Here is a 14,620-nt window from a genome sequence, read left to right as displayed (position 1 = left end):
ATTCTATGGCCGACACGGCGGTACCGCAGCTCTGGACCGACGATCTGTCCAGCACGCTGGATTTCTACAAAGCGTTGGGTTACACGGTGACGCATGAGCAGACCCGCCCCTACGTCTACGGCGCGGTGGAAGACCACGGCTGCGCCCTGCACTTCGTGCCCACACCCAAGGACGGCGACGTCCCCACCGAACGCGCGGGCTGTCTCGTCATGGTCGACGACGTCGCGAGCAGGCATCAGGCATTCAGCGCGGCGCTGCGCAACCGCTACGGCAAGGTACCCGCGAAGGGGCTGCCCCGGATCACCCGCTTCCGGCCGGGCCAGTCCCGGTTCACCGTGGTCGATCCGGCGGGCAATCAGGTGATCTACATCCAGCGCGACGAACCCCCGGAAGTCGAATACGGCGGATCGAAGAAGCTGGACGGGCTGGCCAGAGTGCTGGACAACGCCCGCATCCTGCGTGATTTCAAGACCGATGACAAGGCCGCGTTCCGCGTGCTCGAGGTCGGTCTCGGCCGGTTCCGGGCCGAGGCGCCGCGGCTGGACGTGGCCCGTGCGCTGGCGGCGCTCGCCGAACTGGCCGTCGCGATCGGAGAACCGGGTCGCGCCGAGCAGTTCCGCGGCGGGTTGCGCGCGATGGAACTGTCCGCCGCGGAACGCGCGTCCATCGCCGGGGAGCTGCGCGCCTCCGACGACCTGACGGACTGGCTGTCGGAGACATAGCCGCCCGTCGGCGCACTCACGCCGCGGTCAGCACCTCCGGTCCGTCCGGGGTGATCGCGATGGTGTGTTCGGAGTGGGCGGTCCGTGAGCCGTCCGCCGAGCGGATGGTCCAGCCATCGGGATCGGTGACGATGCGGTCGGTCGTGCGCGCGAACCACGGCTCGATCGCGATGGTGAGTCCGGGCCGCAGCCGATGGCCGCGCCCGGGCCTGCCCGCGTTCGGCACGTGCGGGTCCTCGTGCATGGTGCGGCCGAGGCCGTGTCCGCCGAACTCGGTGTTCACCGGGTAGCCGTACGCACGCGCCACCGCGGCGATGGCGGCGGAGATATCGCCGATGTGGTTGCCGGGCACCGCGACCGCGATCGCCGCCGACAGCGCCCCCTCGGTGGCCCGCACCAGCCGCGCGTCCTCGTCCGCGGCGCGACCGGCCACCACCGTGGTCGCCGCGTCCGCGACCCAGCCATCGATCCCGACCGCGAGGTCCATACTCAGCACGTCGCCGTCGCGCAGTGTGTAGTCGAACGGAAGTCCGTGCAGCACAGCGTCGTTCACCGACAGGCAGACGGTGTTGCGGAACGGCCCGCGCCCGAACGAGGGCGCGTAGTCCCAGTAGCAGGACTGCGCGCCGCGTTCGCGGATGCGCTCGCGGACGTGGGCTTCCAGGTCGAGCAGATTGACTCCCACCCGCGCGCGCTCACGCAACTCGGCGAGCACGCCGGCGACGAAACGCCCTGCCACTCGCATTCGCGCGATCTCCGCGGGGCTCTTCAACTCGACCATCGATCCTCCGTACATCGGTATTTTAATACCACGATAGCGTGCCGGTATTTTAATACCAATCGGGTCGCTTGCGGTGCTCACAGGCCGTCCGTAGCCTGAGCGCATGGTCCGGCTCCCGTTGACTCCCGCGCAGATCGAGGCAGGCCGCCGCCTCGGCACCGCCTTGCGCGCCGCTCGCGCGGACCGCGAACTCACCGAGGTCGCGCGGGCGGCCGGGATCTCCCCGGAGACGCTGCGCAAGATCGAGACCGGCCGGCTGCCCTCTCCGGCTTTCGGCACCGTCGTCGCGTTGGGACAGGCGCTCGCGGTCCCGCTCGACGATCTCGCGGACATCTGGCGCTCGGCGGGGCTCGCCGAATCCGCCTAGGGCGGATCGCCTTCCGTCCTCGGCTCGATCGCGATGCCGACGGACGCGTCCGCGCCGCGCAGCAGCTTGTGGCCGCGAATGGCGAGCCGGCCGATGAGGCCGTATTTGCTCGCTACCAGGTCCCGGACCCGTTGCGTGCCGTCCGCGTCGAGGATGCGGGCGCTGCCCGGCAAGACCTCCTCCGCGGTCGGGCGGCCGCGCCCGTCGCAGACCTGCAACGTGACGTCGGGATTGCGGCGGATCCGCTTGACCTTCCAGGTCTTCGGATTGGTCCAGACGACGATCCGATCCCCCTCCGGAGCCACCCACACCGGTGTGCCGACCGGCGTCCCGTCCTTCTTGAAGGTGGTCAGCAGGACGGTCCTGCTCTGGCTCATCTCGTTCCACGTCATAAGGGAAACGGTAGACCTGAACACCGGCGCGGACATCCGACCGGAGAACGGTTCACCACTACGCGTTCGCGCGTAGCTCTCCGACGGACGTGGGCGGCGACGCGCTCGCTCCGCCGCCCTCTCGACCGCTACCCGCGATGCTTGCGGAAGAAGGCGCGAACATCGGCCACGAACAGCTCCGGTTGCTCCGCCGCGGCGAAGTGCCCGCCCTCGCTGTATTCGGTGAAATGCTCGATGTGCCCCTCCGGATTCATCACCCGGCGCATCAACGGGTGCGTGCCGAACACCGCCCATCCCTGCGGCACTCCGGACGGCATCACCCAGTCCATCCCGGAATGCGCGTTTTCCCAGAGGAATTGCGCCGCCGACGCCCCGCTGCGGGTGAACCAGTAGATGCTGACATTGGCCAGTAGCAGGTCACGATCCACCGCCTCACCCACCGGCCGCGCCGGGTCGGTCCAGGCTTGGAACTTCTCCGCGATCCAGCCGAGCTGCGCGATGGGCGAATCGGTCAGGGCGGCCGCTATGGCGTTCGGCTGAGTGGTCTGCAGCGTCAGGTATCCCTTCTGCTGGGCCCACTTCTCCCGTTCGGCATCGATGGCGGCAAGCTCGTCGCCGGTGAGCCCGTCCGGCATCGGCAGCTGCTCGCCCACCAGCCCGAGTGTGCCCGGATCGCTGTTCACATGCGTCGCGATCACCCGCTCCGGATGGGTGGCGGCCAGGCGTCCTGTGACGCCCGCGCCGATGTCGCCGCCCTGCGCCAGGAACTTCTCGTAACCCAGCCTGCTCATCAGCTCCGCGAACGCCTCGGTCGTGCGCGCCAGCTCCCACCCCGTCGAGACGAGCGGCGTGGAGAACCCGAACCCGGGCAGCGAGGGGATCACCACGTGGAAGGCATCCGCCGGGTCACCGCCGTGCGCCCGCGGATCGGCCAGCGGGCCGATCAGCTCCAGGAATTCCACCACCGATCCCGGGTAGCCATGGGTGATCAGCAGCGGAATCGCGTCCGGCTCGGGCGAGCGCACATGGAAGAAGTGGATGGTCTGCCCGTCGATCTCGGTGGTGAACTGGGGGTGGGCGTTCAACCGCGCCTCCTGCGCGCGCCAATCGAATTCGTCACGCCAGTACCGCGCCAGTTCTCGCAGGTAGTTCGGCGCGATCCCGCGGTCCCAGTCCCCCTCGGTGCCCGGCACCACGTACGGCGAGCGCGCCCGGCCGAGCCGCTCCCGCAAGTCGTCGAGGTCGGCCTGGGGAATGTCGATGCGGAAAGGCCGGATCTGCTTCGTGTTCGTCATGAGAGCTACTGTCGCGGCCATTGCGGAAGACTTGCTTCCGCAATCTTCCGACTTTGTCGCACCGGTTTCCGACCTGGCGCCGCGGGCGCTGTGCGGGTACGGCGAAGAGCCGAGAATGGGAGTCATGATGACGCGGCATCTCGAGGGCGCGGCCGGCTCGGCGCCACCCCGAGCGGCATCGGACGCGGATCGGCACCGCTCGCGCGGCGATCTGGTCTGGTACGCCGCGTACGGCTCCAATATGAGCCTGACCAGGCTGCGCACCTACCTTCGCGGCGGCAGGCCGGAGGGAGGAGCGCTCACCCTGCCCGGCTGCCGCGACCACGCCGACCCGATCCGCTCGATCCCCCTCCTGCTCCCGGGCGTGCTGTATTTCGCCACCGAATCGCTGACCTGGACCGGCGGCCGCGCCTTCTACGACCCGGGCTGCCCCGGCGAGATGGCCGTGCGCGCCCACCTGCTCACCACCGCCCAGTTCTCCGACATCGTGGCGCAGGAGATGTATCGCGCCCCGGGCACGGAGCTGAGCTTGACCGAGGTGCTCGAGACGGGGACGACAACGCTCGGTCCCGGCCGGTACGAGACCCTGGTCTGCACGGGAACACATGCCGGACACCCGGTGCTCACCTTCACCGCACCGTGGCGTTGTCGCGACGTGCGGGGCAATCCGCCCGCCGCCGCCTACCTGCGGCACCTGGCCGCGGGCCTGCGTGCCGCGCACGGCTGGTCCCGCCGGGCGACCGCGGGCTACCTCGCCACTCGTCCCGGCGCCGACCGGCGGTGGACGCCCGAAGCGGTTCACGAACTGATCGGCGCGAAGGAGCCGCGGCGGCGAACCTACGAGGAGACCGCGGCCGCCCGGGACCAATCCCCGACCGGCGACTCGTCCTCGTTGTCCCGATAGCTGCGGGCGACCAACGCGGCGCGCAGATACCAGACCCCGGAGGCCTGAGCGGGGTCGAATCCGGTGAGCTGACCGATGCGCTTGAGCCGGTAGTCCACGGTGTTGGTGTGGATGTGCAGCGATCGCGCGGTGCGCTGGCGATTCAGGTTCGTGCCGATATGCCGTTTGAGTGTTTCGAGGAGTTCGGGGTGCTCGTCGAGCGGATCGAGCAGCGTCCGGAGGGTTTCCAAGCCGGGGCCCGGCCGGGTGAGCTGGTATTCCAGCGCCAGGTCGTCGAATCGGAACAGCCCGCGTCTCCAGCGCAGCCGCTGCACCATGTCGAGCAGCTCGTGGGCGCGGTCGGCGGCCGTCGGCACCTCGACCGGCGCCGCGGCGATCACCGTCGCGACGATCGGCACCTGCGCCGCACGGCCGAGCCCCTCCACCAGGTCGTCGAGGGCCTTGTCCTCGGGCGAGGCGGACGGCAACAGGACGGTGCCGCCGTCCACGCTCAGCAGCGACAGCACCGCCTCCCCGCAGCGGGTCGCGAGTTCGGATTGCACCCTGCGCAGCTTCCGCCGCGCCACCACCGCACCGTCGAGTTGCGGATTGCGTTCGTCCGGATGGGGTGGAATCGCCAGCGCGAGAACCGAATACGAGTCGGCGATCTGGATGCCGCACTCGCGGGCCATAGTGAAGGTGGGGTGTCCGCCGAGCAGGGCAGAGGCGAGGGTGTGCGCCGCCGTGTGATGCTCGCCGACCACCGCGCGCAACTCGGTCACGTACGCGCGCGAGACGGTCGAGGTGATGGTGTCCAGGATCTCCAGCAGGCGGCGGCTGATGTCCTTGAGGCTGTCGAAGTCCGCGGCGGTCGCGTTCGCGACGATCAGGTCGAAGCCGAGCTTGAACCCTTCGTGCACGGCGTGGTGGATGGTGTCGATCGGGATGCCCTCACGCGCCCAGCCCGCCGCGGCGTTGCGCAGCAGCAGGGTCTTCTCCGGGATGTCGCTGCCGTCGAGCATGCTGACGGCCAATTCCAGGCACAAGCGGGTGATGTTGGTGATGTCGCCGTTGAGCGCCTCGCCGGGGAGGGTCCGGCAGTGCGCGACGGTCTCGATGAAGTGGCCGACCATTTTGCGAGACAGATTCCGCACATCCCGCAGTGAAGAACTGGCCGGGCGGCCCGAGAGGGTCAGATCCGGGCCTGCCGAATCGGTGATGGACATGTGACTCCTTCAGTCCCCGATCACGGAAAGTACTCCACGGTAACTTGACCGCGTCGACGTGCCGAGGGTCGCGCCCCCGGTTGGGGACACCACCCGAACCGCGCGGTGCGCGTCTGTGAAGCCTCACAAGTCGTATTCGCGCGGTCGAATTCTTTCGATCCCCGTCGTAACGTCGGTAGCAGCAGGGTCGCCGGGCGGAGGGAGGGCCATGAATATCGGCCCGCACGAAAAAGATCGGGACATCGCCGAGGTGTCCGCGAGATCCGATCGTGGCACCCGTCGCAGCGGTCCCGACGCGCTGATTCGAATGGGGCTGGAGTTGGCCCTCGTGCTGGTCGACGCGGCCGAGGCGGCCGGGAATCTCGCCCTGGGCCGATTCGAGCACGCGACCACCCGGTGCGCCCAGGCGGGCATCCCGATCGAAGCGGTGCACGCCGTTCTGCGCGACAGCGTCGATGCGGGCCTCGCCGGGCCCGTAGCCGATTCGCCCGAGCGACGCACCCCGCGTGACCAGGTCGAACCCGGCGTTCTCAGCGAATTCCTCGAGGCGCTGAACTCGGTCGTGGCGCGCAGTTACGCCAACTGATCCGACCGGGTCACAGCGCGGCGACGAGCGCCGCGCTCTCCAGCGCGCACCCGTACCCGATGGTGATGCCGGAGCCGCCGTGGCCGTAGTTGTGGACGACGGGCGTGCCGGGCAGCACGGCGGTGTCGAGTTCCACGCGGACTTCCCGGCGACCGGGGCGCAGTCCCACCACGGTTTCCAGCACTTCGCTGCCCGCGAGAGCGGGAACCAGATCGCGGCAGCGCCGCAGAATCGATCGAGTGAGGTCGGGAGCCGGCGCCGTGTCCCACTCGCCGATGTCCAGGGACCCGCCCAGCACGCAGTCGTTCGCGCGCGGATGGACGTAGGCACGGCCGAGCGGATGCGCCTCGTCGCGGACCGAGACGGACAGTCCGGGATTCGCGACCCGCACGATCTGACCGCGGATCGGATACGCCTCCCGGTCGCCGACCAGCTCGGCGGCCCGCAGGCCTGCGCAGTTGATCACGACGTCCGGCGACAGGTCGGCGAGCTCGTCGAGCCGTCGCACAGTGCGCGGCACGCGACGCGCGCCCGCCGCGTCCACTTGCGCACTGAGGAAGGGCAAATAGGTCGGCATCTCCACCAAGGGAACTTCGAAACGGAACCCGAATCGGTAGCCCGGCGGCAGTTCGGCGCGATCGGCCGACCGGAACGAGCGCACCGATCGCGACCACGCCGGTATCGGGGGTTCGTCACGATACAGCGCCATCGACGAGCACATCCGCACACCCGGCGCGCCCGCGGCAGCCAACCCCGCCAAGTGCTCGAAAGTGATCTCGCCCCAGGCCCGCACACGATCGGCGGGGCCCGCGGCGGTCGGAAACCAGACCGCGGCGGCCAGGAAAGACGTCGTCGCCGTGATCGGCTCCGCGCTGACGACGACGACCTCGTGTCGCGCGCGGAGCAGTTCGGCCGCGGTGGACAGGCCCGTGATGCCCGAGCCGAGGACGACGATCCGCATGAGGGCGACATTATCGACCCCCGCCCGCGGGGGCTGTTGCCGCAGCACCGCCCCTGGGGAGCCGTGCGTTTCGGCTGACTAGCCGGGGCGGTCCTGGGTATTGCCTGCACATGGACGATGGGCGCCTGACGGTCGGCGTAGAAGAAGAGTTCCTGCTTGTCGACCCCCGTACCGGCGCGCCGCTGGCGCGCAATGTGGAGGTGGCGCGCACCGCCGAGGAGATCGGGGTCGACCTGCAACTCGAGCTGACGCGCTGTCAGGTGGAGACCAGCACGGCGGTCCACACCGATATCGGCGCACTGCACCGGCAGTTGCGGGAATTGCGCCGCGATATCGCCGCCTGCGCCGAGCGCAACGACGCACGCCTGCTCGCCGTCGGCATCCCGCCCACCGTCCCGCACGACTTCCCCGTCACCGATACGCCGCGCTACCAGCGCATCGCCGAGAACTTCGGCATGCTCGCCCACGAACAGGGACTGTCGGGCTGCCATGTGCACGTCGGCGTCCCCGACGCCGAAACAGCGGTCCAGGTCAGCAACCACCTGCGGCCGTGGCTGCCGCAACTGCTGGCGATGACCGCGAATTCGGCCATCTACCGCGGCACCGAAACCGGATTCGCCAGCTGGCGCAGCATCCTGTGGCGGCGCTGGCCCAGCGCGGGGCCACCGCCGTATTTCGAGTCGGCCCGTGACTACGAGGCGATGGTCGCGATGATGCTCAACAGCGGCAGCATCCTGGACAAGCAGATGGTCTACTGGGACGTTCGTCCGTCGGTCTCGTTCCCGACCGTCGAAGTGCGGGTGAGCGACATCCCTGCCACCGTCGAGGAGACCGCGCTCTTGGCGGCGCTGGTGCGCGCCATCGTCGTCACGGCGCGGAAATCGTTGGCCGCGGGGCAGATCGCACCGCCGGTCCCCGCCGAAGTGCTGCGGGCGGCGTACTGGAAAGCCGCCCGTTCGGGATTGGACGGTGACGGTGTCGATCCCTATGACAGCAATGTGGCGCCGGTGCGCGACCTGCTGTTCCGGCTGATCGAGCACGTGGCCCCCGCGCTGGACGAGGCAGGCGACCGGCAGTTCGTCGACGAGGCGTTCGCACACCTGCTCGCGCGCGGCAACGGCGCGCATCGGCAGGTCTCGGCGCTGCGGGCGCGCGGCGAGATCGATGACGTCGTCGAGGAGGTCGCGCGCGCGACCCTCGAAGGGTGCGACTAGCCAGGGGCGTCTCCGCGCAGGCACCGGCGACTCGAAGACGCTCAGCCCAGCGTGACGGCGGCGATCTGCGGCGAGGTCGGCCGCGGCGATCCTTTCGCGGGTTCGATCGTGACGGCGACGATGTCCGCGGGATCGAACCCGGTCGCCACGCCCGCCTGCGGCACGCCGGTCAACACGCCCGCCGAACGCGGCGTACCCGCGGACGACACGACCCAGAGCTGATATGCCCGGCCGGGCGGTGGCGCGGGTACCGCGTCGAAGGTGACCGCGACCGCGCCGAGCCGGTCGGAGGTGCGCACTGTCAGCGTGCCGCCGACGGACAGTTCGATCACCCGGGAACGCGCGTCCGGTTGCCTCGAGACCTGGTCGGCCGTGACCGCCGCGGCATGCGACCCCGCGATCCGCTCGGCCACCACCACGCCGCCCGCTCCGGTCGCGACGGCCACCGCGGCGGCCACCACCAACTGTGCGAGGCGGCGGCGGGCGAGGATTTCGCGACGGCGGCGCGCGGCGGGACGCGAGTCGCCGATCGCCCCGAGGATCTTCGACTCCAGGGTCGGTGGTGGATTCACCGCGGCGGTCGCGCTCAGTGCCGCCAGGGTCTCTCGGATCCCGTGCACCGCCGCCGCGAACGCCGCGGCCGTGCCGGAATCGGTCTTCGCAAGCCGGTTTTCGATGCGCCTGCGCTCGATCTCGGCGACCGCGTCCATCGCGTAGGGGTACGCCAGGTCGAGCAGATCCGCGCGCGAGGTCTCTGTACCGGTCATCGCCGGTCACCTCCGGTCGGTAGCCGTGGGTGCGCTCCACTCACCCGTAGAGCGCTCGCCGCTACCTCCGCACGCGAACCGTCTCCGGACTCCGCAGGCGAACGACCGCGCGTGGTGGGACCCGCGCCGCGGTTTCGGCGCACCTGCCCTGTGCCAACCCGCATGCCTTGACTTCGCGGCGAACGGCCTCGCGGATTGGATTCTCGCCCATATCCGGCACGAACACGGGTACGCTGCTCGTCCGCCGGAATCGTCCCTATCGTCTCGGTCATGGCGTTGCCGGGCGCACGGAAGGCCGCGCGCTACGACCCGGGGCACGTCCACGCTCGACGGCGGAACCCGACCGCTTTCCGACGCAGAGGAGAATACCGATGCTCACCGTGCTCCGCGATGAACGCGACGTCCCGCTCGAGCACGTCACCGTGGCGCTGGGCTGGGACCCCGCTACCCGTTCGCGCCTGCTCGGCCGGCGCAAGGAGATCGATCTCAACGTCGCGGCCCTGCTCTTCGCCGCGGACCGGCTCGTCGACGTGGTGTATCACGAGCAGCTCACCTCGACGGACGGGGCCGTCCGCCTGCACGGCGACAGTCTCACCGGAGAGGGGGAGGGCGACGACGAGGTCGTCAGCGTGGACCTGTCGCGCCTCTCCCCACACGTCACCACCGTGCTGTTCCTCATCACCAGCTACACCGGCCGGACGCTCGATCGGATCGCGAACGCCTACTGCCGGGTGATCGACACCGCGGCGGGTACCCAGCTCGCCCGCCACGAGCTGACCGGCGGCGGCTCGCACACCGGCATGGTGCTCGGTCGAGTGCGTCGCGCCGGTGGCGGCTGGCACTTCGATGGCATCGGCGCGGGCTTGCAGGCGCGGCACCCGGTCGAGGCCGTTGCGCAGATCGGCGCCTACATCGAGTGACCTCCTAGCGATTTCGTTTGCACCGCAATCGCTTCGGAGACCGCCGGCGCCCGGCGATCACGGGTCGGTCCTCCCCGCGCGCCGGCTACCCGAGCCGCGTCCGACCGGCCCGATGTCCGATTGGAATCCGGTCGCGCGGGTAGTCGCGGTGGAGGAGGTGTGACATGCCGAAGGAGGTCTCATGACCGACACGACACAGATTCGGCCGCCCGCGAACGCTCGGTCGGTCACCGAACTGGTGGAGGACGCCACCGCACAGGTGTCCCGGCTCATCCGCGACGAACTGCAGCTCGCCCGTGTCGAGATGCGGGAGAAGGGCAAGCGGTTCGGGCTCGGCGCCGGCTTGGCGGGGGTCGCGGCGCTGCTGGCGTTCTACGGCGGCGCGGCGTTGGTCGCCGCAGCGGTGCTCGGCCTCGCCGAGGTCCTGCCGGGCTGGGCGTCCGCGCTCATCGTCGCGGGCGCGCTGCTGGTGGTCGCGGCGGTCCTCGGGCTGTCCGGGAAAAAGAGCGTGGAGCACGCGGCGCCGCCGATACCGCAGGAAGCGGTCGAGGGCGTGCGCGAGGACATCGAGGTGATCAAGGACAGGAGGCGGGGATGAGTGACAGCCGACCCCGGGCCGGGCAGCCCACCGACGAGGTCGCGGCCTTGCGGCGCGACCGCGACGAGGCCAGAGCGGAATTGGGCAGGACGGTCGAAGAGCTGGGCCACAAGCTCGACGTGCCCGCGCGGAGCAAGGAGAAGGCGCACGAGGCTGTCGAGGCGACCCAGCATGTGGCGTCCGAGGCGGCGCTCGCCGTCGCGGACAAGGCGCAGCAGGCTCGCACGGGCGCCGCGAATCTCGCCCACCGGGTGGCGGCGGCGGCGCCGGAGCCGGTCGCCGCGCGCGGCAGGCAGGCCGGTGGCGCGTTGCGCGCCCACCCGATCCCGGCGGCCCTCGGCGCGGCGGTGATCGCGGCGGCGGTGTGGCAGATCGTGCGGAGGCGGCGATGAAGACGCTCTACAAACCGCTCGGCCTGGTGATCAGCGTGCTCGGCGGCCTGGCGGCGAACGCGGTGTTCACCAAGGTGTGGGCGCAGATCACCGGTGAGGACCAGGCCCCGTCCTCCACTGCGCGAGACCATTCCTGGCGCGAGGTGCTGTTCGCCGCGGCCTTACAGGGCGCGGTGTTCGGCCTGGTCAAGGCCGCGATCGATCGGGCGGGCGCGAGCGGTTACGAATCGCTCACCGGAACTTGGCCGGAATAGCGCCACCGTGCCGGAGCGGCAGTCCGCCGCCGCTCGAAATCGCTGCCGCCGCCGTGAGTTCGGACACTCTTCCCAGGGGCCTGAACTCACGGCGGCGGCATTCGTTGTGCACGGGGACCGATTTCCGTACCCGCGCGGCAGCGCCCTCCGGCCCCTGATACCGCCTGGTCTGGCGGGACGCGGCGCACAGGGTGATTGCACCGGAGCGCGATGGGGTAAGTTGGCCGCGGAATGCTCGCTCTCTGCGCCGTGTCCGACTGCGCAAGAGATGCGAACCTGAGCGGAGGTCGACGTGGCGTACTGCCGAGGACGCGTGGCCGGCACGGGAGGTGGATTGTGAGTTCCGAAAGCGCGCCCCGGGCGCTGGAGGTCGAGGTGCGGTCGGCGGAGGGCACGGTGGTCGTCACCGTGCACGGCGAGATCGACATGGCGTCCGCGCCACGCTTGCAATCGGCGCTCGACGAGGCGCTGCGCGACACACCGGCCGCGGTCGTGGTGGACATGTCGAACGTCGGGTTCCTCGGCTCCGCTGGGCTGAGCGTCCTGCTGGCGGCCTCGGAGGCCACCGGTTCCGGTGGCTTGCGTGTGGTCCCCAGCGACGCGGCGCGCAGGCCGATCGAGGTCACCGCGCTGGACCGTCTGCTCACGGTATTCGACTCCGTCGAGGCCGCGCTGGCAGTCGACGAGACCCAAGCCCCCAGCTGAGCCTCCGGCGCCGCATCGGTGCCGCTCGGACCCCGCCACGGTTTCGACCCCGCGTCGCCGGGTATCTGCCCGGTCGTCGGCACCGTGCCGATCTGAGCGCACCGGGAGGAGGCCGTATGGCAGACAACCGCGAACACCGACTGGTGGGAGTGCCCGCGGTGGCGGCACTGGCGGATCTCGGATTCGCCTCGGTCGCCTCGGGGGTCATCGCGCGACGTCGGCCGGTACTGGGCCTGCTCGAACGCACCGGGGCCGATTCGCGGGCGATCGAGCGCGTACGACAGCTGCGGCGGGAGTTCGGTGCGGGTCCGGTTGAGCTGGTGGTGCCGGGGCGCCGGATCGTGGTCGTTCTCGACCCGCAGGACGTCGGGCGGGTCCTGGCCGACGCGCCGACGCCGTTTCACCCGGCCAATCGCGAGAAGCGCGCCGCGCTGCGCCAGTTCCAGCCGCACGGTGTCCTGTTGTCCGAAGGCCCGATCCGCGATCAGCGCCGGGCCGTGAACGAGGCGGCGCTGGAGTCTGCCGAGCCGCTGCACCGCCTGGCGGGGCCGTTCGCCGAGGCCATCGCGGAGGAGGCACGCGAGATGATCGCGTCCGCCCTGCACCGCGGTCACCTGGACGCGCGGCAGTTCACCACGCGATGGTGGCGGCTGGTGCGACGGATCGTGCTCGGTGAGCGGGGCCGCGACGACACGGTGCTCACCGACGAGCTGTCCCGGCTGCGCTCGGCGGGCAATTGGTCGTTCCTGGCGCCCGCGCATCGCAGGCAGCGCGATCAGTTCACCAATCGGCTCTACCGTCACGTCGAGTCCGCTCCCCCGGACAGCCTCGCCGGGGCACTGGCCGCGGTGCCCGCGGGCGGGGCGACCGATCCGGTGGGGCAGATACCGCATTGGTTGTTCGCCTTCGACGCGGCGGGCATCGCGCTGAGCCGGGCGCTGGCGGTGCTGAGCACCCATCCCGAGCACCACGCCCGCGCGCTGGCGGATGCCGTCGACCCGGACCGCGTCGACCTGCGCGGCTATCTGCGCGCCTGCGTGCTCGAGTCGGTACGGCTGTGGCCGACCACGCCCATGTTGCTGCGCGACATCACCGCCGATACCCAATGGCGCGACGGCGACGAGCGCTTTACCATCGCGGCGGGCGCAGCACTGATGATCGCGGTCGCGGCGTTCCACCGGGACGCCGAGCTGCTGCCGTTCGCCGACCAGTTCGTCCCGGAGATCTGGCTCGACGGCCGTGCGGAGCAGTACCCCCAGTTGGTGCCGTTCAGCGCGGGCCCCGCCGACTGCCCGGGCCGCAACCTGGTGCTGTTCGTCACCAGCGCGCTGCTCGCGCACCTGTTGACCTCCGCCGACTTCCGGCTGCGGTCCACGCCCCGGCCGAACCCGGACGCTCCGCTGCCGGTGACCTTGAACAATTTCGGGCTCGACTTCACCGTCGAGCCGTGCATGACGCAGGCAGGCTGATCGGCTGTCGCGGAAGGCTCGCTTCCGCGACAGCTGCCATGATCGAGCCATGCTGGAAACCTCCGCACGCCTGTTGCGGCTGCTGTCACTGCTGCAACTGCGGCGCGACTGGACCGGGCCCGCGCTGGCCGAACGGCTCGGCGTCTCCACCCGGACCGTGCGCACCGACATCGAGCGCCTGCGGACGCTCGGGTACCCCGTGCATGCCACGCCGGGCGTCGCCGGGGGTTACCGGCTCGGGGCCGGATCGGCGCTGCCACCGCTGCTGCTGGACGACGAGGAAGCCGTGGCGGTGGCGGTCGGACTGGTCACCGCCGCCAACGGTGCGGTCACCGGCATCGAGGAGACGTCTGTGCGGGCGCTGACGAAACTGCGGCAAGTGTTGCCGTCCCGATTGCGGCACCGCGTCGACACGCTGACCGCGGCCACCGTGCACGTGTCCGGCGACGGACAATCCACCGTGGACGCGGCGGTGCTCACCGCGGTCGCGGACGCGATCCGGGCGAGCGAGCGATTGCGCTTCGACTACGAAAGTCATGGCGGCGCACCCTCCAGCCGGGATGTCGAGCCGCACCGGATGGTGCACTGGTGGGGCCGCTGGTATCTGGTCGCGTGGGATGTGGGGCGCGGCGACTGGCGTACCTTCCGCGTCGACCGGATCGCGCCGAAGGTTCCGTACGGGCCACGATTCACGCCCCGCGCCGTCTCCGAGGAGGAGATCGCCGAGCGAGTGCAGCGCGGCGTGGGAGCCGCCACGTGGCGCTACCGTGCCCGGGTCCGCATGGCCGCCCCGGCGGAAGTGATCCGGGCCCGGCTGCCCGCGGCGGTGGAGGTGATATCGGACGGGCCGGAACACTGTGTGGCGCTGGTGGGTTCGGATTCCCCTCGGATGCTGACGTGGTATCTCGGCCTCGCCGATGTCGAGTTCGAGGTGCTCGACTCCCCCGCGCTCGCCGAACACCTGGTCGCCACGGCCGACCGTTTCCGGCGGGCGGCCGGGAAGAAATGACGTGAGATCGCGAGCCTTCGCACAGACGAAACGGCCGCGCACGATGCCAGAGCACCGAGCGCGGCCGACAGCGCCCCGC

18 protein-coding genes are annotated in these 14,620 nt (G+C 70.5%); 12 read left to right on the top strand and 6 right to left on the bottom strand.

From position 1 onward, the window contains the following. The first annotated feature begins 5 nt into the window (after nucleotides 1-5). Complete coding sequence (locus ACGF7Y_RS06380; RefSeq protein ID WP_393229884.1) at nucleotides 6-722, top strand: glyoxalase; 717 nt, start codon at nucleotides 6-8, stop codon at nucleotides 720-722. Between the two features lie 16 nt (nucleotides 723-738). Here ACGF7Y_RS06380 and map read toward each other — a convergent pair whose 3' ends face one another. Next, nucleotides 739-1,503, bottom strand: a complete 765-nt coding sequence (gene map / locus ACGF7Y_RS06375) for a type I methionyl aminopeptidase (RefSeq protein ID WP_393229881.1) — start codon at nucleotides 1,501-1,503, stop codon at nucleotides 739-741. Between the two features lie 103 nt (nucleotides 1,504-1,606). Here map and ACGF7Y_RS06370 point away from each other — a divergent pair, with 103 nt between their 5' ends. Further along, a complete protein-coding gene (locus ACGF7Y_RS06370; protein WP_040870129.1) occupies nucleotides 1,607-1,870 on the top strand; it encodes a helix-turn-helix transcriptional regulator in 264 nt (87 codons plus the stop codon). On the opposite strand, the gene ACGF7Y_RS06365 is transcribed toward ACGF7Y_RS06370, so the two are convergent. Both ACGF7Y_RS06365 and ACGF7Y_RS06360 read right to left on the bottom strand, forming a co-directional pair. Next, a complete protein-coding gene (locus ACGF7Y_RS06365; RefSeq protein WP_393229879.1) occupies nucleotides 1,867-2,262 on the bottom strand; it encodes a PPOX class F420-dependent oxidoreductase in 396 nt (131 codons plus the stop codon). The genes ACGF7Y_RS06370 and ACGF7Y_RS06365 overlap by 4 nt on opposite strands. A 128-nt stretch (nucleotides 2,263-2,390) precedes the next feature. Next, nucleotides 2,391-3,557, bottom strand: a complete 1,167-nt coding sequence (locus ACGF7Y_RS06360) for an epoxide hydrolase family protein (RefSeq protein ID WP_393229876.1) — start codon at nucleotides 3,555-3,557, stop codon at nucleotides 2,391-2,393. 124 nt (nucleotides 3,558-3,681) lie between these two features. Between ACGF7Y_RS06360 and ACGF7Y_RS06355 the strand changes: the two genes are divergently transcribed. Further along, on the top strand, nucleotides 3,682-4,461 hold the full coding sequence (locus ACGF7Y_RS06355; protein ID WP_393229874.1) for a histone deacetylase: 780 nt from the start codon (nucleotides 3,682-3,684) through the stop codon (nucleotides 4,459-4,461). On the opposite strand, the gene ACGF7Y_RS06350 is transcribed toward ACGF7Y_RS06355, so the two are convergent. Then, nucleotides 4,395-5,666: a PucR family transcriptional regulator gene (locus tag ACGF7Y_RS06350; RefSeq protein ID WP_393229871.1), complete on the bottom strand. Its 1,272-nt coding sequence runs from the start codon at nucleotides 5,664-5,666 to the stop codon at nucleotides 4,395-4,397. The two genes, ACGF7Y_RS06355 and ACGF7Y_RS06350, sit on opposite strands and share 67 nt — an antisense overlap. Before the next feature lie 208 nt (nucleotides 5,667-5,874). Between ACGF7Y_RS06350 and ACGF7Y_RS06345 the strand changes: the two genes are divergently transcribed. Further along, a complete protein-coding gene (locus tag ACGF7Y_RS06345) occupies nucleotides 5,875-6,252 on the top strand; it encodes a hypothetical protein (protein WP_393229870.1) in 378 nt (125 codons plus the stop codon). Nucleotides 6,253-6,262: 10 nt separating this feature from the next. Here the strand turns inward: ACGF7Y_RS06345 and ACGF7Y_RS06340 are convergent, their stop codons facing one another. After that, the gene (locus ACGF7Y_RS06340) at nucleotides 6,263-7,213 is read right to left on the bottom strand and encodes an FAD-dependent oxidoreductase (RefSeq protein WP_393229867.1); all 951 of its coding nucleotides are present in this window, start codon (nucleotides 7,211-7,213) and stop codon (nucleotides 6,263-6,265) included. Between the two features lie 110 nt (nucleotides 7,214-7,323). On the opposite strand from ACGF7Y_RS06340, the gene ACGF7Y_RS06335 reads away from it, so the two are divergent. Beyond that, on the top strand, nucleotides 7,324-8,427 hold the full coding sequence (locus ACGF7Y_RS06335; RefSeq protein WP_393229864.1) for a glutamate--cysteine ligase: 1,104 nt from the start codon (nucleotides 7,324-7,326) through the stop codon (nucleotides 8,425-8,427). Between the two features lie 41 nt (nucleotides 8,428-8,468). Here the strand turns inward: ACGF7Y_RS06335 and ACGF7Y_RS06330 are convergent, their stop codons facing one another. Then, on the bottom strand, nucleotides 8,469-9,194 hold the full coding sequence (locus ACGF7Y_RS06330; RefSeq protein WP_393229862.1) for an anti-sigma factor domain-containing protein: 726 nt from the start codon (nucleotides 9,192-9,194) through the stop codon (nucleotides 8,469-8,471). 371 nt (nucleotides 9,195-9,565) lie between these two features. Here ACGF7Y_RS06330 and ACGF7Y_RS06325 point away from each other — a divergent pair, with 371 nt between their 5' ends. From ACGF7Y_RS06325 to ACGF7Y_RS06295, 7 genes are all read left to right on the top strand, one after another. Continuing rightward, nucleotides 9,566-10,114 carry a TerD family protein gene (locus tag ACGF7Y_RS06325; RefSeq protein ID WP_393229859.1) on the top strand — a complete coding sequence of 183 codons (549 nt, stop codon included), beginning with the start codon at nucleotides 9,566-9,568 and terminating at the stop codon, nucleotides 10,112-10,114. Between the two features lie 181 nt (nucleotides 10,115-10,295). Continuing rightward, nucleotides 10,296-10,712 (top strand): phage holin family protein, encoded by a 417-nt coding sequence (locus ACGF7Y_RS06320; RefSeq protein ID WP_357954060.1) that lies wholly within the window; start codon nucleotides 10,296-10,298, stop codon nucleotides 10,710-10,712. Next, nucleotides 10,709-11,104 (top strand): DUF3618 domain-containing protein, encoded by a 396-nt coding sequence (locus ACGF7Y_RS06315; RefSeq protein ID WP_393229856.1) that lies wholly within the window; start codon nucleotides 10,709-10,711, stop codon nucleotides 11,102-11,104. Before ACGF7Y_RS06320 ends, ACGF7Y_RS06315 begins: the two co-directional genes overlap by 4 nt. After that, entirely contained in the window at nucleotides 11,101-11,358 is a 258-nt protein-coding gene (locus ACGF7Y_RS06310) for a DUF4235 domain-containing protein (RefSeq protein WP_393229853.1), read from the top strand. Before ACGF7Y_RS06315 ends, ACGF7Y_RS06310 begins: the two co-directional genes overlap by 4 nt. Before the next feature lie 336 nt (nucleotides 11,359-11,694). Continuing rightward, complete coding sequence (locus ACGF7Y_RS06305) at nucleotides 11,695-12,063, top strand: STAS domain-containing protein (protein ID WP_357129869.1); 369 nt, start codon at nucleotides 11,695-11,697, stop codon at nucleotides 12,061-12,063. A 116-nt stretch (nucleotides 12,064-12,179) separates the two neighbouring features. Further along, nucleotides 12,180-13,532 (top strand): cytochrome P450, encoded by a 1,353-nt coding sequence (locus ACGF7Y_RS06300; RefSeq protein ID WP_393229851.1) that lies wholly within the window; start codon nucleotides 12,180-12,182, stop codon nucleotides 13,530-13,532. 49 nt (nucleotides 13,533-13,581) lie between these two features. After that, nucleotides 13,582-14,541 (top strand): helix-turn-helix transcriptional regulator, encoded by a 960-nt coding sequence (locus ACGF7Y_RS06295; protein WP_393229848.1) that lies wholly within the window; start codon nucleotides 13,582-13,584, stop codon nucleotides 14,539-14,541. The last annotated feature ends 79 nt before the right edge of the window (nucleotides 14,542-14,620 follow it).

The sequence above is a fragment of the Nocardia sp. NPDC047654 genome (assembly GCF_043205035.1).
Taxonomy (GTDB): Bacteria; Actinomycetota; Actinomycetes; order Mycobacteriales; family Mycobacteriaceae; genus Nocardia.
This window is presented reverse-complemented; position numbering and strand designations above follow the sequence as displayed.